This window comes from Streptomyces californicus, from assembly GCF_000717645.1.
GTDB classification, from domain to species: Bacteria; Actinomycetota; Actinomycetes; order Streptomycetales; family Streptomycetaceae; genus Streptomyces; species Streptomyces californicus.
Genome location: NZ_JNZZ01000007.1, coordinates 122748 through 142719, shown reverse-complemented (window position 1 = coordinate 142719; position 19972 = coordinate 122748). Strand labels below are relative to the sequence as shown.

The window sequence follows — 19972 nt, the reverse complement described above, 5'->3', positions numbered from 1 at the left end:
CGTCACGCCGTCTCGGTGACGAGGCGCTCGACCGCGGCGACGGCGTCCCCGATGGCGGCCGGGTTCGTGCCGCCGCCCTGGGCGACGTCCGGCTTGCCGCCGCCACCGCCGCCGAGGGTCTTGGCGGCCGTACGCACGAGGTCACCGGCCTTGAGGCCGCGCTCGCGGGCGGCCTGGTTGGTGGCGATGACGGTGAGCGGGCGTCCGTTGGCCGTGGTGAACAGGGCCACGACGGCCGGGCGGCCGCCCTGGATGCGGCCCCGCACGTCCAGGACCAGCTTGCGCAGGTCGTCGGCGGAGGTGCCGTCGGGGACCTGGCCGGTGACCAGGGCGACGCCGCGGACGTCCTTGGCCGAGTCGACGAGTCCGGCGGCGGCCGCGAGGACCTTCTCCGCGCGGAACTTCTCGATCTCCTTCTCGGCGTCCTTGAGCTTGCCGAGCATGCCCGCGATCTTCTCGGGCAGCTCCTCGGGACGGCCCTTGACCAGCTCCTGGAGCTGGGCGACGACCGTGTGCTCCTTGGCGAGGAAGTTGTAGGCGTCCACGCCGACCAGGGCCTCGATGCGGCGCACGCCGGAGCCGATGGAGGACTCTCCGAGCAGCTTCACCAGGCCCAGCTGGGCGGTGTTGTGGACGTGCGTGCCGCCGCACAGCTCCTTGGAGAAGTCGCCGATGGTCACGACGCGGACCCGCTCGCCGTACTTCTCGCCGAACTCGGCGATGGCGCCCTGCTTCTTGGCCTCGTCGATCGACATGACCTCGGCCTGGACGTCGAGCTCCCGCGAGAGGACCTCGTTGATCCGCTGCTCCACGTCGGTGAGGACCGTGCCGGGGACGGCGGCGGGCGAGCCGAAGTCGAAGCGGAAGCGGCCCGGCGAGTTCTCCGACCCGGCCTGGGCGGCCGTCGGGCCGAGCGCGTCGCGCAGCGCCTGGTGCGTGAGGTGCGTGGCGCTGTGGGCGCGGGCGATGGCGCGGCGGCGGGTGGCGTCGATCGAGGCGAAGACGGGGGCCCCGACCGTCACCTCGCCGACCTGGACGACGCCCTTGTGGACGTGGACGCCCGGGACCGGCTTCTGCACGTCGCGGACCTCGATGACGGCCCCGGTGTCGAGCCGGATGCGGCCGGTGTCGGCGAGCTGGCCGCCGCCCTCGGCGTAGAAGGGGGTGCGGTCGAGGACGACCTCGACCTCGTCGCCCTCGGTGGCGGCGGGCGAGGGCACGCCGTCGACCAGCAGGCCGACGATGGTGGACTCGCCGGCCACGCTGGTGTAGCCGGTGAACTCGGTGGCGCCGGAGGTGTCCGCGACCTCGCGGTAGGCGGAGAGGTCGGCGTGGCCGGTCTTCTTGGCGCGGGCGTCGGCCTTGGCCTTGTCGCGCTGCTCCTGCATGAGGCGGCGGAAGCCGTCCTCGTCCACGGAGAGCCCCTGCTCGGCGGCCATCTCCAGGGTCAGGTCGATCGGGAAGCCCCAGGTGTCGTGGAGCAGGAACGCCTTGTCCCCGGCGAGGACCTTGCCGCCGGCGGCCTTGGTCTCGGTGACCGCGGTCTCCAGGATGTTGGTGCCGCCCTTGAGGGCCTTGAGGAAGGCGGCCTCCTCGGCGAGGGCGACCACCTCGATGCGCTTGCGCTCGGTGATCAGCTCCGGGTACTGCTGCCCCATCGTGTCGATCACGACGTCGATGAGGTCCTTGACGACCGTCCCGGTGGCGCCCAGGAGGCGCATGTTGCGGATGGCGCGGCGCATGATGCGGCGCAGCACGTAGCCGCGGCCCTCGTTGCCGGGGGTGACGCCGTCACCGATGAGCATCACGGACGTGCGCATGTGGTCGGCGACGACGCGGAGGGAGACGTCCGTGCCGTTCTCGGCGCCGTAGCGGATGCCGGTCAGCTCGGTGGCCTTGTCCATGACGACGCGCAGGGTGTCGGTCTCGTACATGTTCTGCACGCCCTGCAGGATCATCGCGAGGCGTTCGAGGCCGAGACCGGTGTCGATGTTCTTCGACGGCAGCTCCCCGAGGATCGGGTAGTCCTCCTTGCCCTCGCCGGGGCCGCGCTCGTACTGCATGAAGACCAGGTTCCAGAGCTCGACGTAGCGCTCGTCGTTGACGGCCGGGCCGCCCTCGACGCCGAACTCGGGGCCGCGGTCGTAGTTGATCTCCGAGCACGGACCGCACGGGCCGGGCACGCCCATGGACCAGAAGTTCGGCCCCATCCCCAGGCGCTGGATGCGCTCGGCGGGGACGCCGATCTTGTCGCGCCAGATGGCCTCGGCCTCGTCGTCGTCGAGGTAGACCGTGATCCAGAGCTTCTCCGGGTCGAGGCCGTAGCCGCCCTCCTCGACGGACTTCGTCAGGACCTCCCAGGCGAGGGTGATGGCCCCCTCCTTGAAGTAGTCCCCGAAGGAGAAGTTGCCGCACATCTGGAAGAAGGTGCCGTGCCGGGTGGTCTTGCCGACCTCTTCGATGTCCGGTGTGCGCACGCACTTCTGCACGCTGGTGACGCGCGGGGAGGGCGGCTTGGCCTCACCGAGGAAGTACGGCTTGAAGGGGACCATGCCCGCGGGGACCAGCAGCAGAGTCGGGTCGTCCGCGATGAGCGACGCCGAGGGAACGGCGGTGTGACCGTGCTCCTCGAAGTAGCTCAGCCAGCGGCGGCGAATTTCGGCCGACTCCATCAGTGGTCCTCATTCCGGTTGTTCGAGTTGGAGGGAAGGGTGCGGTAGGCGGGGCGCGCGGGCGGTCCGCCCGCCTCGACGGCCCGGTGCCGCTGGACGGGGAGGTCTTGGTCGACCGGGGCCTCCAGGCCGAGCGCGTCGCCCAGTTCGGCTTCGCGGCGGGCCATGCCCTCCCGGACGTCGAGGGCGAAGTCCTTGAGGCGGTGGCCCGTCTCGATCGCCTTGTCCGCGGCCTGCGCCGCGAGGCTCTCGGGGGTGAGCTGCTTGAGCTTGCGGTTGACCTTGGCGGTGGCCCACACACCGGCGGCCGCGCCGGCGGTGAACCAGAACGTGCGGCGGAACATCGCTCGATCAGTCCTTCTGTCCGCGGGCGTTTCGGCGTTCGCGCCTGCGTTCGCGCGCCGAGGGTACGGTCCGGCCGACGATCACCGTACGGCGGGCGGAGCCGCGCCCCCGCGCCGGTTCCGGTTCGGGGGCGCCGCGGCGGCCGAGCGCCTGACGTACGCCGTAGCCGAAGGCCGCGACCTTGACGAGGGGGCCGCCGAACGTGGAGGCGACGGTGGTGGAGAGCGCGGACGCGTTGGAGGTGACCTCCTGGACGTCGCTCGCGATGGCGTCGACCTTGTCCAGCTGGGTCTGCGCGGAGCGCACCGTCGCCGAGGCGTCGGCGAGCAGCGGAACGGCCTGGTCGGTCACGTCCGCCACGAGCTTGGTGGTCGCCCTGAGCGTCTGGGCGAGCCTCACCAGCACGACGGCGAGGAACGAGACCAGGATCGCCCAGAAGACGGCCACGATGATCCCGGCCACCTCTCCACCGGACACTGTGCACCGCCCTCTGCTTGTCGATCGGCCCCAGCGGGGGCTTGTCGCCGTCGAGCCTATCGCGCCGTGCGTCCCCTCCCCTACCGCATTCCCCGCGGGTGGGCGGGGAGTTGTCCGAGGAGATTGTACGGAGAGCTTTCAAGCCAGTACGCTCCGTGTCTCATGCGACGCCTGCAGGACCCCTCTTCGAATCCCGGCGATCCGGACGCCCGCCCCGCACCGGCTCCCGGCGGCCTCCCCGCCGAGCTGAACCCCTTCGTGGGCCGTGAGGACGAACTCGCCGGAATCGGTGCGCTGCTGGACCGGGAGGCCCGGCTCGTCACCGTCGTCGGGGTGGCGGGCGTGGGCAAGACCCGGTGCGTCATCCGGGCCGCCGCGCTCCGGGAGAAACGGTACTGCGACGGGGTCCTGATGGCCGAGCTGTCCGCCGTACGCGATCCCGGCCTGCTGGAGCACGCCCTGATCGACGCCCTGGAGTTGGCCGACCACACCAGCCGGACGCCGCGCGCGGTCCTCGTCGAGCACCTCCGCGAGCGCCGGACGCTGCTGGTGATCGACGGCTTCGAGCACCTCGTGGAGGCGTGCGCGGGCCTGGTGGCCGAGCTGCTGCGCCGGGCCCCCGGGCTCCAGGTGCTCGCGGCCGGGCGCTGCCCGCTGCGGGTGGCCGGGGAGCGGATGTTCCCGCTGGCCCCGATGCGGGACGGAGACGCGGTGGAGCTGTTCACGGAGCGGGCTCGGGGGGTGCGGCCGGGCTGGGAGCCGACGGAGGCCGAGCGGGGGACCGTGCGGGAGCTCTGCCACCGCCTCGACGGGATTCCGCTGGCGCTGGAGCTCGCTGCCGGACGGCTGCGGGCCCTGTCGGTGGAGCAGGTGCTGCTGCGGCTGGACGACCGCTTCCGGCTGCTGACCGGTGGCCACCGGGGCGCGCCGGGCCGCCACCGGACGCTGCGTACGGCGATCGGCTGGAGCCATGAGCTGTGCACGCCCGAGCAGCGGCTGCTGTGGGCGCGGCTCTCGGTCTTCGCCGGGTCGTTCGATCTGGAGGCGGCCGAGTACATCTGCGGCGGGCCGGATCTGCCGGCGGACTCGGTGCTGGACGTCTTGGACGAGCTGCTGGCCCAGTCGGTGGTGGAGCGCGAGGAGGGCCCGGCCGGGGCGCGCTACCGGATGCTGGACACGGTGAGCGAGTACGGGGCGCGGTGGCTCACGGCGGCCGGGGACGCCCGGCGGCTGCGGCGGCGGCACCGGGACTGGTTCGTGGGGCTCGCGACCTGGTGCGAGCTGGACTGGTTCAGCCCGCGGCAGGCGGAGGTGGCGGCACGGATCGACGGCGAGCTGCCCAACCTCCGCCGGGCCATGGAATCCTCGCTGGAGGACCCCGACGAGGTGCATCTGGCGCGCTATCTGGCCGGCACCCTCTGGTTCTACTGGGTCGGCTGCGGGCGGCTGTCCGAGGGTCGGCACTGGCTGGAGCACGTACTGGAGGAGCCGGCCCCGCACGACGCGACGCGGCTGAAGGTGCTGTGGGTGCTGGGCTACGTGGCGGTGCTCCAGGGCGACGCGGTCGCGGCGGTCGCGGCGCTCCAGGAGTGCCGGGAGGAGGCCGAGCACTCCGGGAACGCGACGGCGCTGGCGTACGCGGTGCACCGCACGGGATGCCTGGCGATCGTGACGGACGACATGCCGCGCGCCGAGGCCCTGCTGCGCGAGGCGCTGGGGCGCTACCGCGAGGCCGGGGAGCTGAACAGCAATGTGCTGATGGCGCAGGTCGAGCTGGCGATGGCGGTGGCGTTCCTGGGCGATCTGGACGCGGCGGCGGCGATCTGCGAAGAGGTCCGGGAGACCTGCGAGGACCACGGGGAGCGGTGGGCGCTGGCGTACGCGCTGTACGTCCTGGCGTACGCGGCGCTGCACCGGGGGCGGCCGGCGCGGGCGCGGCGGATGCTCGGGGAGTGCCTGACGATCGGCCGGACGTTCAACGACCTGCTGGGCACGGTGCTGTCGCTGGAGCTTCTGGCCCTGGTGACGGCGGTGGAGGGGGACGCCGCGGAGGCCGCCGTGCTCCAGGGCGCGGCGGAGGTCGCCTGGCCGTCGGTGGGGTTGCCGCTGTTCGGCTCGGTGTTCTACGGGCGGCCGCGGGCGGAGTGCGAGAAGCAGGCGCGCGGGGCGCTGGGGAACGCCGCGTACGAGGAGGGGCTGCGGGCGGGCCGCCGGCTGGATCCGGCCGCGGCCGTGGACCGGGCCCTGGCCGGCGGCGGCCCGGCGTCGGCGCCTTCGGCGCCCGGCTCGGGCGGGCCGGTCGCGGGCGGGCCCGCTGCGGCCGGCCCCGGGGGAACGCGAAGGCCCGCCGCCTCCCGGTTGACGGGGAGGGGCGGGCCGGAGCGCTGGTGAGAGCGGCTACGCCTGGATCAGCGGGCGTAGTACTCGACGACGAGCTGCTCGTCGCAGATCACCGGGATCTCCTTGCGGTTCGGGTCCCGGTCCAGGCGGAAGGCCAGGGCCTTCAGGTTCACCTGGAGGTAGCGCGGGGTCTCACCGTCGGTGTCGTAACCACCCTCGCGGGCCACCTGGAAGGGGACCTTGGAGCGGCTGCGCTCGCGGACCTGGACGATGTCGTCCGGGCGCACGCGGAAGGAGGGCTTGTCGACCTTGCCGCCGTTGACCTCGATGTGGCCGTGGACGACCATCTGGCGGGCCTGGTAGATGGTGCGGGCGATACCCGAACGCAGGACCAGGGCGTCGAGGCGGCGCTCGAGCTCGACGACCAGCGCCTCGCCCGTCTTGCCCTCGGCCTTCTTGGCGCGGTCGTAGGCGCGCGCCATCTGGCGCTCGCTGATGTCGTACTGCGCACGCAGGCGCTGCTTCTCCAGCAGACGGACCTTGTAGTCCGAGTTCTGCTTGCGGCCACGGCCGTGCTCGCCCGGCGGGTACGGACGCGCTTCGAAGTACTTGACGGCCTTGGGCGTCAGGGCGATGCCGAGGGCACGCGACTTCTTGACCTTGGGACGCGACTGGTTAGGCACGTTCTCCAGACCTCCGTTGTAGGTTAGGTTAGGCTTACCTTACTCAAGGAGATCGCATGTCTCGCCCTGGGAACACCACTCACGTCACGGACAGCACAGACAGCGGCAGCACCTCAGAGGAGGATGCTGCTACGACGGAAGGCCGATCAGATCGTGGTCAGCCGCGTCCCAGCGGGCCAGAAAACACTCGGATGCCGTCAGCAGCCGAACGCACACGAACTCTCGTACAGAGTACCTGCTCCGCACTGCTGGTCGTACCGGGGCTGGATCTGGCCGGTGCGGAACCGCTGCTCCCGGACAGCCGGAGCGTGGGCCCCGAGGGGGACGTGTTCCTCGAATTCCCCGCGGATTCCCCGGCGGTACGGGCCGCGACGCACGCCCAGGGCGACGACCTGACCGCCGTGCTGGAGATCACGGACGTCTCCCCGGTCTCCGTACCGCACCGCGTCCGGGGCCGTGCGTGGATCTCCGGCTGGCTCACCTCCGTCCCCGGCATCGCCGAGCCCGGCCGGATGATGCTGCGCCTGGAGTTCGGCGAGGCGTACGTGGACGACCTCTGGGGCGCCGAGGACATCGAGGCGGAGGACTTCCGCGACGCGGCCCCCGATCCGCTGGTCGTCCACGAGACGGAACTGCTCCAGCATCTGGCCGCCTCCCACGGCGAGCAGATGCGGACCCTGTGCGGACTGCTGGGCGAGCGCGACACCGGCGCCTTCGGCGGCCACCCGCCCCGGGCCGTGCCGGTCGCCCTGGACCGCTTCGGGCTGCGGGTCCGGTTCATCGAGAACCGGAACTCCTGCTTCGACGCCCGCTTCGAGTTCCCCGAGCCGGTGCGCGACGTCACCGAGCTGCGCCGTGCCATGCACACCCTCTTCGAGGCGGCCGCGCTCTGACACCCGCGCGGGCCGGTGCGAGGCCGGCCCCGGGCGACGCGCGACGGCCCGGCGGCCCCGCGCCGGGCCCCTGAGCCGGTCTACGACGGGTCCGCGTCCTCGCCCGTGCGGCCGAGGCGCTCGCGCACCCGCTCGACGACGTCCGCGTACCGCGCCTCCGCGCCGTACCGCGTGGGGGTGTAGTACTGCCGGTCGCTGACCGCGTCCGGCGCGTACTGCTGGGCGGCGATGCCGCCCTGCACGTCGTGCGGGTAGACGTACCCCTGGGCGTGGCCGAGCTTGGCCGCGCCCTTGTAGTGACCGTCGCGCAGGTGGGCCGGGACCGGCCCGGCGAGCCCCCGGCGCACATCGTCCCGGGCGGCGGAGATCGCCATCGTCGCCGCGTTGGACTTGGGGGCGAGGGCCAGCGCGATGGTGGCGTGGCTGAGGGTGAGCGCCGCCTCCGGGAAGCCGATCATGGCGACGGCCTGAGCCGCCGCCACCGCCGTCGGCAGCGCGGTGGGGTCCGCGAGCCCGATGTCCTCGCTGGCCGAGATCATCAGCCGCCGGGCGATGAACCGGGGGTCCTCCCCCGCCTCGATCATCCGGGCCAGGTAGTGCAGGGCCGCGTCCACGTCGGAGCCGCGGATCGACTTGATGAGCGCGCTGGCCACGTCGTAGTGCTGGTCGCCGTCGCGGTCGTACTTCACCGCGGCGCGGTCGACGGTCGCCTCGACCGTCTCCAGGGTGATCTCCGCCTCCCCCGTGGCGATGGCCGCACCGGCCGCCGCCTCCAGTGCGGTGAGCGCCCTCCGCGCGTCGCCGCCGGCGATCCGCAGCAGATGGGCCTCGGCGTCCTCGGGCAGGGTGACCGCGCCGCCGAGCCCCCGCTCCTCGATGAGCGCCCGGCGCAGGAGCGAGCGCAGGTCGTCGTCGGTCAGCGGCTCCAGGGTGAGCAGCAGGGAGCGCGAGAGCAGCGGCGAGATGACCGAGAAGTACGGGTTCTCCGTGGTGGCGGCGATGAGGGTGACCCAGCGGTTCTCCACGGCGGGGAGCAGGGAGTCCTGCTGGGCCTTGGAGAAGCGGTGGATCTCGTCCAGGAAGAGGACGGTCTCCTTGCCGAATCCGCCGGTCGCGCGCCGCGCGCCCTCGATGACGGCCCGGACCTCCTTGACGCCCGCGGTGATCGCGGAGAGCTCGACGAACCGTTTGTTGGTGGCCTTGCTGACCACGTACGCCAGAGTCGTCTTGCCGGTGCCGGGCGGGCCCCAGAGGATGACGGAGGACGCCCCGGCCGGACCCCCGCCGCCCTCGCCGACCAGGCGGCGCAGCGGCGAGCCCGGCTTCAGCAGGTGCTGCTGGCCGACCACCTCGTCGAGGGTGCGCGGACGCATCCGGACGGCGAGAGGACTGCTCGTCGGGTCCTTCTCCTGGCGGTCTTCGGCGGCTGCGGTAAAGAGGTCGGGCTCCACGTCATGAAGCCTAAGCGACCCCACTGACACAGCCGGGGGCGCCCGGCCTACCGGGAGCACGCACGGATTCTCGTGGGCGGCTTCCGCTGCCGGAGACCCGGGCGGTGCTCAGCTGGTCCAGAAGTCCCACCAGCGGGTCAGGATCAGCATGCCGATGATCCCGATCCACAGCACCGGCAGCACCCAGGGGAACTCGGTGAGCCCGTTCCGCAGCCAGGCCGGGGCCGGAAGGACGCGGTTCTTGACGTTGTGGGTGGTCACGTAGCAGAACATGACGATGGTGGCGACCCAGGCCAGACAGCACCACAGGCAGAGCGAGTTGATGTTGTACAGCGACTGGTACTGGAGCCAGGTGCAGAAGCCGACGCCGAAGAGCGTCCCGGCGTTCAGCCCGAGCCAGAACCAGCCGCGGTAGCGCGCGCCGGCGAGGAGCCCCATGCCGATCGCGATGACCATGCCGTACGTGACCAGGCCCAGCATCGGGTTGGGGAACCCGAACACCGACGCCTGCTCGCTCTTCATGATGTTGCCGCAGGCGACGACGGGGTTGAGGCTGCACCCGGGGGTGAAGGAGGGGTCCTCCAGCAGCTTGAACTTGTCGATCGTGATGACCCAGGCGGCCAGCAGTCCGGCCGCGCCGGTGATCACCAGGAGCAGGGCCAGACCGCGGCCGGCCCCGTAGGCGCGCTTGCCGCCGCCCTCGTCCTGGTCGGAGGAGAGCTCGTGGTCTACCGCTGCAGTCGTCATATCGCCGTTCCGTCACCGAGTGGTCAGCCGGGCACGGTCATTGTGCCGCACCCTCGTCCGGAACAGCCGTTCGATGAACATAAAGACGTACGCCAATGAGCGCCTGCGGCCGCAAGGGCGCTCGGGCCGCGCGCCCGCGACGACGGACGATGCCGACCTCCCCGCACCGGGCGGGCCGCACCCCTTCCGCAGGGGACTCCGCGCGGATTCCACCGTCAAGGATGAACGCGCACAACGCCACGTTGACGGAAGAGGGCGTTGCCGCCGGGACTTCCGGTCCCGGCGGCAACGCCCTCTCACAGCCTCGTCGGCCGCGCCGTCACCCGTGCTCGCGTCAGCCGAGCCGCTTCGCCAGCTCCGCCGCGGCCTCGGCCAGCGGGACCGCGCTCTGCTCGCCGGACTCCATGTCCTTGAGCTGGACGACGCCTTCGGCGAGATCGCGCTCGCCCGCGACCAGGGTGTAGCGCGCGCCCGAGCGGTTGGCGCTCTTCATGGCGCCCTTCAGGCCCCGGCCGCCGAACGCGAAGTCCGCGGCGATGCCCGCGCGGCGCAGCTCGGTGACGACGCCGAACAGCACCCGGCGGGCCTCCTCGCCGAGCGGGACCGCGTAGACGCTGGTGGTGGCGGGCAGATCGAGCTCGACGCTCTCGGCCTCCAGGGCGAGGACCGTGCGGTCCACGCCGAGCGCCCAGCCGACGGACGGCAGCTCGGGACCGCCGATCATCTCGGAGAGGCCGTCGTAGCGGCCTCCGCCGCCCACCGCGGACTGCGAGCCGAGACCGTCGTGGACGAACTCGAAGGTCGTACGGGTGTAGTAGTCGAGGCCGCGCACCAGCTTCTCGTCGTCCTCGAACGCCACCCCGGCCGCCGTGAGCAGGGCGCGGACCTCCTCGTGGTACGCCTTGCACGCGTCGCACAGGTAGTCGCGGAGCTTCGGGGCGTCGGTCAGCTGCTTCTGGACGTCGGCCCGCTTGTCGTCCAGGACCCGCAGCGGGTTGATCTCGATGCGGCGGCGGGTCTCCTCGTCGAGGTCCAGGTCGCGCAGGAAGGTCTGGAGCGCCTCGCGGTAGACCGGGCGGCACTCCTTGTCGCCCAGCGAGTTCAGCAGGATGCGGAACCGGCGCAGGCCCAGCGAGCGGTACGCCTGGTCGGCGAGGATGATCAGCTCGGCGTCCAGGGCCGGGTCCTCGGTGCCGATGGCCTCGGCGCCGACCTGCGAGAAGTGGCGGTAGCGGCCCGCCTGCGGGCGCTCGTAGCGGTAGTACGAGCCGGAGTACCAGAGCTTGACGGGGAGGTTGCCCGCCTTGTGGAGGTTGGCCTCCAGGGCCGCGCGCAGAACGGACGCGGTGCCCTCGGGGCGCAGCGCCAGCTGGTCGCCGCCCTTGGTGGTGAGGGTGTACATCTCCTTGGTGACGATGTCGGTGGACTCGCCGACACCGCGCGCGAACAGCTCGACGTTCTCGAAGCCGGGCGTCTCGATGTAGCCGTAACCGGAGTCGCGCAGGGGCGCGGAGATGGCCTCGCGCACCGCCAGGAACGTCGCGGAACGGGGCGGGGTCAGGTCGTATGTGCCCTTGGGGGCCTGAAAGGTGCTCACGTGGATACGTCTCTCGTCTACAGTCCTCGGCGCGGCGCCGCGTCCAAGCCGTTCAGATACGGATTGGACGCGCGCTCGCGGCCGATGGTCGTCTGGGGGCCGTGGCCGGACAGCACCACGGTCGAGTCGTCGAGCGGCAGGCACACACGGGCCAGCGACTCCAGCAACTCGGCGTGGTCGCCGCCGGGCAGGTCGGTGCGTCCGACGGAGCCGGCGAAGAGCAGGTCGCCCGAGAAGAGGACCGGCGGAACGTCCGCGGCCTCGGGCATCCCGAACGTCACCGACCCCTTGGTATGGCCGGGCGCGTGCGAGACGCCGAACTCCAGACCGGCCAGGGTCAGCTTCGACCCGTCGGTCAGCTCCTTGACGTCGTCCGGCTCCCCCACCGTCAGCTCGCCCATGAGCGGCATCCCGATGGAGCGGCCCAGCGCCTTCTCCGGATCGCTCATCATGTAGCGGTCCTCGGGGTGGATCCAGGCGGGGACGTCGTGGGCGCCGCAGACGGGCACGACCGAGGCGACGTGGTCGATGTGGCCGTGGGTGAGCACGACGGCGACGGGCTTGAGCCGATGCTTCCTCAGCGCTTCCTCGACACCCTGGGCGGCCTGGTGGCCCGGGTCGATGATCACGCACTCCTCACCGGCGGCGGGGGCGACCAGATAGCAATTGGTCCCCCAGGCCCCGGCGGGGAACCCGGCAATAAGCACGATCGTCCTTAATGTTCGGCGGAGGATGCGGCCGCAGGACAAGGATGCGGCGGATCAGAGCCTACCGGCGCTCCTCATCCCACAGGTAACCCATATACGGTACTGGGCAGCTCAGACCCTCATCCTCACGACGTAACAAGGAGCCCAACCGGTGTCCAGCAGCGAACAGCGGCGGCGGCAGCTCGCCCGGGAGAAGTTCGAGCGCCAGCAGAAGCGCCGGGAGGAGGCCCGCCGCCGGACGAAGCGCATCACCGCGATCGTCGCCGCTTCGGTGGCCGTGGTCGCCGTCGTGGGTGTGAGCGCGTTCGTCGTGGCGGGCAAGAAGGACGACGACAAGGACAAGAAGAGCGACGCGGCGGCGAGCCAGAGCCCTGCTCCGGAGCCCTCGGAGAGCGAGAGCAAGGCTCCGCTGCCGCCGATGAAGATCGACAAGAAGGCGAAGTACACGCTGTCGCTCACGACGAGCCAGGGTGACATCGGGTTCTCGATGGACGCGGCGAAGACCCCGCAGACGGTGAACTCCTTCAAGGCGCTCGCCGACAAGGGCTACTTCGACGGCACCAAGTGCCACCGCCTGACCACGCAGGGCATCTTCGTGCTCCAGTGCGGCGACCCCAAGGGCGACGGCACGGGCGGTCCGGGCTACAACATCCCGGACGAGAACCTGGACGCGCTCGGCAAGGCGGGCGCCGACGGCAGCGTCGTCTACCCGCCCGGCACGGTGGCGATGGCCAACACCGGCCAGCCGAACTCCGGCGGCAGCCAGTTCTTCCTGGTCTACAAGGAGACGAAGCTCCCGCCCACGTACACCCCGTTCGGCACGATGGACGACGCCTCGCTCAAGGCCGTCCAGAAGGTCGGCGAGGCCGGTGTCGAGGGCGGTGCCGGCGACGGCGCCCCGAAGAAGGCCGTGACGGTGGAGAAGGCGTCCGTCGAGAAGGGCTGAGCCGCGCGGGACGGCGACCGGCCGGGAAGGGCCTTCGCCCGGGCGAGGGCCCTTCCCCGTCCGAGCGGATAATTTCGGCCTCGCGGAGTGCGGACAGCCGGGCGGCCGGTCGCCTATGTTGGCGTTGTGCAGGGCGGGCGGTGCCCGCCCCAGGAAACTGTGGACGATGCCCGGGGGGTGAACCCCCTCGCAGGCATCAGGTGGAGGAGGCGCTGTGAGCAGCGACCCGTGGGGCCGTGTCGACGAGACGGGCACCGTGTACGTGCGTACAGCCGAGGGCGAGCAGGTCGTCGGATCGTGGCAGGCCGGTTCCCCCGAGGAGGCCCTGGCCTATTTCGAGCGCAAGTACGACGGCATCGTGGTCGAGATCGGCCTCCTCGAACGGCGGGTGAAGACCACCGACCTGTCGGCGAAGGACGCGACGGCGGCGATCGACCATCTGCGGCAGCAGGTCGACGAGCACCATGCGGTGGGCGACCTGGACGCGCTGCGCAAGCGGCTGGACGCGCTGGTGGCGACGGTCGAGGCGCGGCGCGAGGAGCGCAAGGTCCTCAAGGCCAGGCAGACCGACGAGGCCAAGCAGGCCAAGGAGGCGCTGGTCGCCGAGGCCGAGGAGCTGGCGAAGAGCGAGCAGTGGCGCTCGGCCGGTGAGCGGCTGCGGGCGCTGGTGGACACCTGGAAGGGTCTCCCCCGCCTCGACCGCAAGTCGGACGACGAGCTGTGGCACCGCTTCTCGCACGCCCGCTCGGCGTTCTCCAAGCGGCGCAAGGCCCACTTCGCCGCGCTGGACGCCCAGCGCGAGGAGGCCCGCAAGGCCAAGGAGAAGCTGGTCGTCGAGGCCGAGTCGCTGTCCGGTTCGACGGACTGGGCGGGCACGGCGGCGCGCTACCGGGACCTGATGACCGCGTGGAAGGCGGCGGGCCGCGCTCAGCGCGAGGCCGAGGACGACCTGTGGAACCGTTTCCGCGGCGCCCAGGACGTCTTCTTCGCCGCCCGCGGCGAGGTCTTCGCGGAGCGGGACGCCGAGCAGGGCGAGAACCTCAAGCTCAAGGAGGAACTCGCCGACGAGGCCGAGAAGCTGGTGCCGGTGAAGGACCTCAAGGCGGCCCGTGCCGCGTTCCGGTCCATCAACGAGCGCTGGGAGGCCATCGGCCACGTACCGCGTGACGCCCGGCCGAAGGTCGAGGGCCGGATGCAGGCGGTGGAACGCGCGCTCCTGGAGTCCGAGGAGTCCGAGTGGCGCCGGACGAACCCGGAGGCGCGGGCCCGCGCCGCGGGTCTGACCGGCCAGCTGCAGGCGGCCGTGGACAAGTTGCGCGGCCAGATCGACACCGCGCGCGCCCAGGGCAACAACGCCCGCGCGGACAAGCTGGCCAAGGAGCTGGAGGGCCGTCAGGCGCTGCTGGACCAGGCGCTGAAGGGTCTGGAGGAGTTCGGCGGCCGATAGGAAGAGGCCGCTGACGGGGAGGCGCCCGGTACGCACCGCGTACCGGGCGCCTCCCCGTTCCGCCTGCCACGGCCCGCGGTCACACCTGCGCGCGGACACCGTTCTCGGCCAGGTCCAGTGCGTGTTTGAGCACCTCGCACGCCTGGATGTGGTTCCCGGACTCCTGGAGCAGGTCGGCGAGACGTCTGCAGACCACCACCGCTTCCGGGCCGTAGATCTTGTGCGCCTGCTGGAAGGCCAGTTCGAGGACTTCGATGGCTTCGCCCGTCTGCCCCGTCTCCGCGAGCATGTCCGCCAGTTCCATCTGCACGGCGAGCAGGCTGCCCTCGCCGTTGGGCACCCGCTCCTGCAGGACGAGCCGCAGTACCGGCAGGGCGTCCCTGCCTCGTCCCCCGGCCCGCAGCATCCGGGCCAGGCTCAGCCCCGCCGACACCATGGCGGCCCTGACGTCGGCCGCGACGACGGGTCCCGCCGGCGCGCGGCGGACGGCACGCGCCCGGTTCCTGACCAGTCCGAGACGGCCGACGCCGTTCTCCTGGGACCGCTGCGGGAGTGGACGGTTCTTCCCTCGGAGCCGTTCCTCCAGCACATGGAAGACGGTGTCCAGATCGAGGAGTTCGGGCCCGTCCTTCAGCCCCTCGCGCAGCAGCGTCAGCAGTTCGCCGGTGAAGGCCGTGTAGCGCTCGCCGTCCGGTGCGAGCGCCATCCGGTCGCGAGGGGAGGCGGTGATCACATAGGCGCCGTCGACGGCCGCCTGGGCGGCGAGCACGTTCTGCGTGGCCGCCAGCGTTCTGGCCGCCCTGCCGCTGAAACAGCAGTCCAGCACCACGATCTTGCGGCGGGCCCGGGCGAGCCTGAGCTCGGCCCGTAGGTGCTGGTAGGCGACGGAGGTGTATCCGGCGTTCTCCCGTGACCCCTTCAGCCCGAGGTAGAGGTCGGCGGAGTCCGCGTCCCGCATCCCGTGCCCCGCGTAGTAGACGAGCAGGGTGTCGGTCGCCTCTTCCCCCGCCTGCCGCACCGGGTCCAGCATGGCCGCCGCGTGCTGAGGGTCCGCGACGACCGCGCAGTGCTGCGAGGGAAGACCCCAGACGGTCGCGTCGCAGAGCTCGGCCCGCAGGTCCGCGAGATTCGCTTCGACGGCGGGCAGCGCGTGGAGGTGGCGGTAGGACGCGGTCCCGATCAGCACCGCTCTGGAGGCGCCGGGGTCAGGCAGTCCCGTCATCGCCCTCTGGCTCCCGCGTCCGACCGTCGTCCTCACCGAGCGCGGCGACGATACGGCGCAGCTCCCCGGCGTCCACGGCCCCGTCCGCGGGGATCCGCACCTCCACGCGGCCCCGCCGCACGACCAGCGCGGGCGCCCTGCGCCGTCCGGCCCGCCATTCCAGTACGGAGAAGACCAGCGATCCCGAGGAGAGGGCGCTGCCCGCGATCAGAGCCACCAGGTCCAGGCCCGCCCCCATGTCCTCCGCGCCCGGCGGGGCGGTACTGCGGAGGGTGCCGCGCACTCCGGGGCCGAGGTTCTCGTCCTCCCTGAGCCAGTGCAGCAGCGACCGCAGCTGTTCTTCGGCGTCCTCGCCGCTGTCCGGAGCCAGACGTAGCTCGTACTCACTCATCACTGTCGTTCCCCCTCTGGTCGGTGTGCCGGTTGACGCTCGAGAAGAGTTCGAGCGCCTTGGGCCCGGCGCCCAGTCTGGCGAGGCACACGGCCTGCCAGAACTGGGCGGCCAAGGTGGTGGGGTGGTCGGGGCCGAGCGAGGACAGGCAGACCTGGGTGATGGAGGAGAGCATCTCGGCAGCTTCCTGGAGCTCTCCGCGCAGCACCAGGTTCACGGCCTCGCGCTGCCGCGAAACCGCGTTCTGCGGGGTCATGCTGCTGAGGACCAGCCGCCTGGTCGTGGTGCTCAGGGTGAGCGGCCTGAACACGTCGCGGCGCGGCACGCGCGGACCGGGCAGCGCGTGCTCGTCCCATTCGTACTCCGGCCCGGATTCCGGCGGGGTCTCGCGGGTCCCGGCGGGGGTCTCGCACGCCTGCAGTATCGCCGTGTTGCGCACACTGGCCGCGACCAGCTCCGCGAGAGCCGCCTGGCCGTCGTCTCCCCCGAACGGCTCCAGAAGACGTACGGCCTCGGCCGCCGTCCGGGGACGGGCGGACGCCTCCCTCGCGCACAGCCGGTCCACCAGGAGGGCGAGGTTGACCGGCGTGAACGGGAACAGGCCGGTGCTCAGCGGCCGGATCCCCGCCCCGAGCGCGCTGTCGACGACGGCGCCCACCTCGGCGGCCGGGCCGAAGGGCAGATTGCCAGTGAGCATGAAGTGGAGGCAGACGCCCAGTCCGTACAGGTCGGCGGTGGGCCCCGGCGCCGCCCCCATGATCACCTCGGGCGCCATGAACTGGGGCGTCCCCATCGTGACGCCCGTGCGGGTGATGGCCGACTCGCCCGCCAGCCGGGCCAGTCCGAAGTCGTGCAGGACCACGCTGCCCTGGCGTGTGATGCCCACGTTGGTCGGTTTGACGTCGCGGTGGAGGACGCCCGCTTCGTGGGCGGCCGCCAACGCCCGCGCCACCCCGAGGCCGACGGCACAGGCCACACCCGGAGTGAGGGCCCCCGCCTCGACCAGCGTGGCGAGGTCCACTCCGTCAACGAGCTGCATCACGAAGTAGGGCACGTCCCCGTGGAGCCCGCTGTCGTACAGCGAGACCACGCCGGGGTGGTCGATGCGGGCCAACGCCACCGCTTCGCGCTTGAACCTCGCCAGCGCCTCGTCGTCCGCCGACATGCCGCCGACCGCCGATAACTTCTTCAGCGCGACCCGGCGTTGGAGGTTCTCGTCCTCGGCCTCGTAGACCACGCCCATGGCGCCACGCCCCAGCGGTCGCACCAGCCGGTAGCGCCCGTCGATCAGGCCCGGGTCGGTCACTCGCTTCCCCCTGGCATCCGCGTCACGGCCTGCGGGCCGAGGTGACCCGGTAGACGTCGTAGACGCCCTCGACACCGCGTACGGCCTTCAGGACGTGGCCCAGGTGCTTGGGGTCGCCCATCTCGAAGGTGAACCGCGAGGTGGCCACCCGGTCGCGGGAGGTCTGGACGGCCGCCGACAGGATGTTGACGTGCTGGTCGGAGAGGATCCGGGTGACGTCGGAGAGCAGCCGGGAGCGGTCCAGCGCCTCGACCTGGATGGCGACCAGGAAGACGGAGGACTGGGTGGGGGCCCACTCGACGTCGAGGATGCGCTCGGGCTGCTGCGACAGCGACTCCACGTTGACGCAGTCGGCGCGGTGCACGGAGACGCCGCTGCCCCGGGTGACGAAGCCGATGATCGGGTCGCCGGGGACGGGCGTGCAGCAGCGGGCCAGTTTGACCCAGACGTCCTCGACGCCCTTGACGACGACGCCGGGGTCGGCGTTGGCCCGTCGCTTGCTGCGGCCGCCGTGCGAGGGCGGGGTGGACTCGGCGATGTCCTCGTTGGCCTCGTCGTGGCCGCCGAGCGCCTGGACCAGCTTCTGGACGACGCCGGCCGCGGCGACGTGGCCCTCGCCGATCGCGGCGTACAGCGAGGAGATGTCCGGGTAGCGCATCTCGTGGGCGAGGGTGACCAGGGAGTCGCCGGTCAGGATGCGCTGGATCGGCAGGTTCTGCTTGCGCATGGCGCGCGCGATGGCGTCCTTGCCCTGCTCGATGGCCTCGTCGCGGCGCTCCTTGGAGAACCAGGCGCGGATCTTGTTGCGGGCGCGCGGCGACTTGACGAAGCCGAGCCAGTCACGGGACGGCCCGGCGCCGGCCGCCTTCGAGGTGAAGACCTCGACCAGGTCCCCGTTGTCGAGCGTCGATTCGAGCGGGACGAGCCGCCCGTTGACGCGTGCTCCTATGGTCCGGTGGCCGACCTCGGTGTGGACGGCGTACGCGAAGTCGACGGGGGTCGCGCCGGCGGGCAGCGCTATCACGTCGCCCTTCGGCGTGAAGACGAAGACCTCGTTGCGCGAGAGGTCGAAGCGCAGGGACTCCAGGAACTCGCTGGGGTCCTCGGTCTCCTTCTGCCAGTCCAGGAGCTGGCGCAGCCACGCCATGTCGTTGACGGTGTCCTGGCCGCGCCCGGTGTTCTTGGGGACGTCGGTGCGCACCTTGGAGGCGCCCGCGACGGCCTCCTGCTTGTACTTCCAGTGGGCGGCGATGCCGTACTCGGCGCGGCGGTGCATGTCGAAGGTGCGGATCTGCAGTTCGACGGGCTTGCCGCTGGGACCGATCACCGTGGTGTGCAGCGACTGGTACATGTTGAACTTGGGCATCGCGATGTAGTCCTTGAACCGCCCCGGGACCGGGTTCCAGCGGGCGTGGACGGTGCCGAGCGCCGCGTAGCAGTCGCGGACGGTGTCGACGAGGACGCGGATGCCCACCAGGTCGTAGATCTCGGCGAAGTCGCGGCCCCGCACGATCATCTTCTGGTAGACGCTGTAGTAGTGCTTGGGGCGGCCGGTGACGGTGGCCTTGATGCGGGCGGCGCGCAGATCGGCCTGGACCTCGTCGGTCACTATGGCGAGGTACTCGTCGCGCTTGGGGGCCCGCTCGGCGACGAGCCGGACGATCTCGTCGTACATCTTGGGGTAGAGGATCGCGAAGGCGAGGTCCTCCAGCTCCCACTTGATGGTGTTCATGCCCAGCCGGTGCGCCAGCGGGGCGTAGATCTCCAGCGTCTCGCGGGCCTTCTTCTCCTGCTTCTCCCGCTTGAGGTAGCGCATGGTGCGCATGTTGTGCAGGCGGTCGGCGAGCTTGATGACCAGCACCCGGGGGTCCTTGGCCATGGCGACGACCATCTTGCGGACGGTCTCGGCCTGCGCCGCCTCGCCGAACTTGACCTTGTCCAGCTTGGTGACGCCGTCGACGAGGAGGGCGACCTGGTCGCCGAAGTCGCGCCTGAGGGTGTCGAGGCCGTACTCGGTGTCCTCGACGGTGTCGTGCAGCAGGCCCGCCATCAGCGTCGCCGGGTCCATGCCCAGCTCGGCGAGGATCGTGGTGACGGCCAGCGGGTGGGTGATGTAGGGGTCGCCGCTCTTGCGCTTCTGGCCCCGGTGCCAGCGCTCGGCGACCTGGTACGCCTTCTCGATCTGGCGGAGCGTGGCCGTCTCGATCTTGGGGTCGTTGCTCCGGACGGTCCGCAGGAGGGGTTCCAGGACCGGGTTGTACGGGCTGGAGCGCTGTACGCCCAGTCGGGCGAGGCGGGCCCGCACCCGGTTGGAGGAGCCGCCGGAGCGCGAGGCTGAACCGGCCGAGGACCCGGACCTGGCGGGAGGCCCGGGGGGCGGCGGTTTGGGCGCGGCGGCGGCCGGCTTCCTGGCCGGCGGCTGCGCCGGGCCCGTCGTCCCGGCCGGGTTCGGCGGGGCCTCGGGGGCGGCCGGCTTCCCGGCCGGCGGCGTCCCCGGGGGACGCTCGGTGTCGGCGGGAGCGTGCTCCGGCGCGTTCGAGGGCGCGGCCTTCTCCGGCGTGGCGGGGGCCGCCACGGGCTTCTCGGGCTGCGGGGCGGCGGCTGACTGGGCCTCGTCTGGCAAGAGCGCTCCTCGTGCGGATCCGGGGTACCCGGAGAGCCCATGGTATCGATCCCCCGGCGGGACCTCGCCCGGGGACGGTGGGAGACGGGACAACGCACGACGGGCACCCGGTGTTCCCGGGTGCC

16 protein-coding genes are annotated in these 19972 nt (G+C 71.8%); 4 read left to right on the top strand and 12 right to left on the bottom strand.

What is annotated here, in order from left to right; translation table 11 throughout:
* Positions 1–2 precede the first annotated feature (2 nt).
* From alaS to IF19_RS0111540, 3 genes are read right to left on the bottom strand one after another with little or no spacing between them, the layout of a single operon-like run.
* Positions 3–2672, bottom strand: coding sequence for an alanine--tRNA ligase (gene alaS / locus IF19_RS0111550; RefSeq protein WP_030277760.1), 2670 nt, complete (start codon positions 2670–2672; stop codon positions 3–5).
* Positions 2672–3016: a DUF6167 family protein gene (locus tag IF19_RS0111545; RefSeq protein ID WP_030116261.1), complete on the bottom strand. Its 345-nt coding sequence runs from the start codon at positions 3014–3016 to the stop codon at positions 2672–2674. The genes alaS and IF19_RS0111545 overlap by 1 nt, the downstream gene beginning before the upstream one ends.
* A 7-nt stretch (positions 3017–3023) precedes the next feature.
* Positions 3024–3479 carry a DUF948 domain-containing protein gene (locus IF19_RS0111540; protein ID WP_030119943.1) on the bottom strand — a complete coding sequence of 152 codons (456 nt, stop codon included), beginning with the start codon at positions 3477–3479 and terminating at the stop codon, positions 3024–3026.
* A gap of 177 nt (positions 3480–3656) precedes the next feature.
* On the opposite strand from IF19_RS0111540, the gene IF19_RS0111535 reads away from it, so the two are divergent.
* Entirely contained in the window at positions 3657–5885 is a 2229-nt protein-coding gene (locus tag IF19_RS0111535; RefSeq protein WP_030277761.1) for an ATP-binding protein, read from the top strand.
* Between the two features lie 17 nt (positions 5886–5902).
* Here IF19_RS0111535 and rpsD read toward each other — a convergent pair whose 3' ends face one another.
* Complete coding sequence (gene rpsD, locus IF19_RS0111530; protein ID WP_003970343.1) at positions 5903–6517, bottom strand: 30S ribosomal protein S4; 615 nt, start codon at positions 6515–6517, stop codon at positions 5903–5905.
* 191 nt (positions 6518–6708) lie between these two features.
* Between rpsD and IF19_RS0111525 the strand changes: the two genes are divergently transcribed.
* Positions 6709–7410: a DUF2470 domain-containing protein gene (locus IF19_RS0111525; protein WP_030116257.1), complete on the top strand. Its 702-nt coding sequence runs from the start codon at positions 6709–6711 to the stop codon at positions 7408–7410.
* Between the two features lie 80 nt (positions 7411–7490).
* Here the strand turns inward: IF19_RS0111525 and IF19_RS0111520 are convergent, their stop codons facing one another.
* The 4 genes from IF19_RS0111520 to IF19_RS0111505 all read right to left on the bottom strand — a co-directional run bounded on the left by IF19_RS0111520 (position 7491) and on the right by IF19_RS0111505 (position 11912).
* Positions 7491–8861, bottom strand: a complete 1371-nt coding sequence (locus tag IF19_RS0111520; protein WP_030116256.1) for a replication-associated recombination protein A — start codon at positions 8859–8861, stop codon at positions 7491–7493.
* Positions 8862–8969: 108 nt separating this feature from the next.
* Positions 8970–9608: a vitamin K epoxide reductase family protein gene (locus IF19_RS0111515; RefSeq protein ID WP_030116255.1), complete on the bottom strand. Its 639-nt coding sequence runs from the start codon at positions 9606–9608 to the stop codon at positions 8970–8972.
* 334 nt (positions 9609–9942) lie between these two features.
* Positions 9943–11205, bottom strand: coding sequence for a histidine--tRNA ligase (hisS, locus tag IF19_RS0111510; protein WP_030277763.1), 1263 nt, complete (start codon positions 11203–11205; stop codon positions 9943–9945).
* 17 nt (positions 11206–11222) lie between these two features.
* Positions 11223–11912, bottom strand: a complete 690-nt coding sequence (locus tag IF19_RS0111505) for an MBL fold metallo-hydrolase (RefSeq protein WP_030116252.1) — start codon at positions 11910–11912, stop codon at positions 11223–11225.
* 151 nt (positions 11913–12063) lie between these two features.
* Between IF19_RS0111505 and IF19_RS0111500 the strand changes: the two genes are divergently transcribed.
* Both IF19_RS0111500 and IF19_RS0111495 read left to right on the top strand, forming a co-directional pair.
* The gene (locus IF19_RS0111500; protein ID WP_030116251.1) at positions 12064–12858 is read left to right on the top strand and encodes a peptidylprolyl isomerase; all 795 of its coding nucleotides are present in this window, start codon (positions 12064–12066) and stop codon (positions 12856–12858) included.
* A 214-nt stretch (positions 12859–13072) separates the two neighbouring features.
* Positions 13073–14305, top strand: a complete 1233-nt coding sequence (locus tag IF19_RS0111495) for a DUF349 domain-containing protein (RefSeq protein WP_030116250.1) — start codon at positions 13073–13075, stop codon at positions 14303–14305.
* A 79-nt stretch (positions 14306–14384) separates the two neighbouring features.
* Here IF19_RS0111495 and IF19_RS1000000135390 read toward each other — a convergent pair whose 3' ends face one another.
* From IF19_RS1000000135390 to IF19_RS0111475, 4 genes are read right to left on the bottom strand one after another with little or no spacing between them, the layout of a single operon-like run.
* A complete protein-coding gene (locus tag IF19_RS1000000135390; protein ID WP_050493772.1) occupies positions 14385–15527 on the bottom strand; it encodes a caspase, EACC1-associated type in 1143 nt (380 codons plus the stop codon).
* Positions 15511–15918, bottom strand: coding sequence for an effector-associated constant component EACC1 (locus IF19_RS1000000136925; protein WP_030116247.1), 408 nt, complete (start codon positions 15916–15918; stop codon positions 15511–15513). The genes IF19_RS1000000135390 and IF19_RS1000000136925 overlap by 17 nt, the downstream gene beginning before the upstream one ends.
* Positions 15911–17224 (bottom strand): serine/threonine-protein kinase, encoded by a 1314-nt coding sequence (locus tag IF19_RS1000000135385; protein ID WP_050492737.1) that lies wholly within the window; start codon positions 17222–17224, stop codon positions 15911–15913. Before IF19_RS1000000135385 ends, IF19_RS1000000136925 begins: the two co-directional genes overlap by 8 nt.
* A 22-nt stretch (positions 17225–17246) precedes the next feature.
* Complete coding sequence (locus IF19_RS0111475; RefSeq protein ID WP_030116245.1) at positions 17247–19847, bottom strand: RelA/SpoT family protein; 2601 nt, start codon at positions 19845–19847, stop codon at positions 17247–17249.
* Positions 19848–19972: the final 125 nt, after the last annotated feature.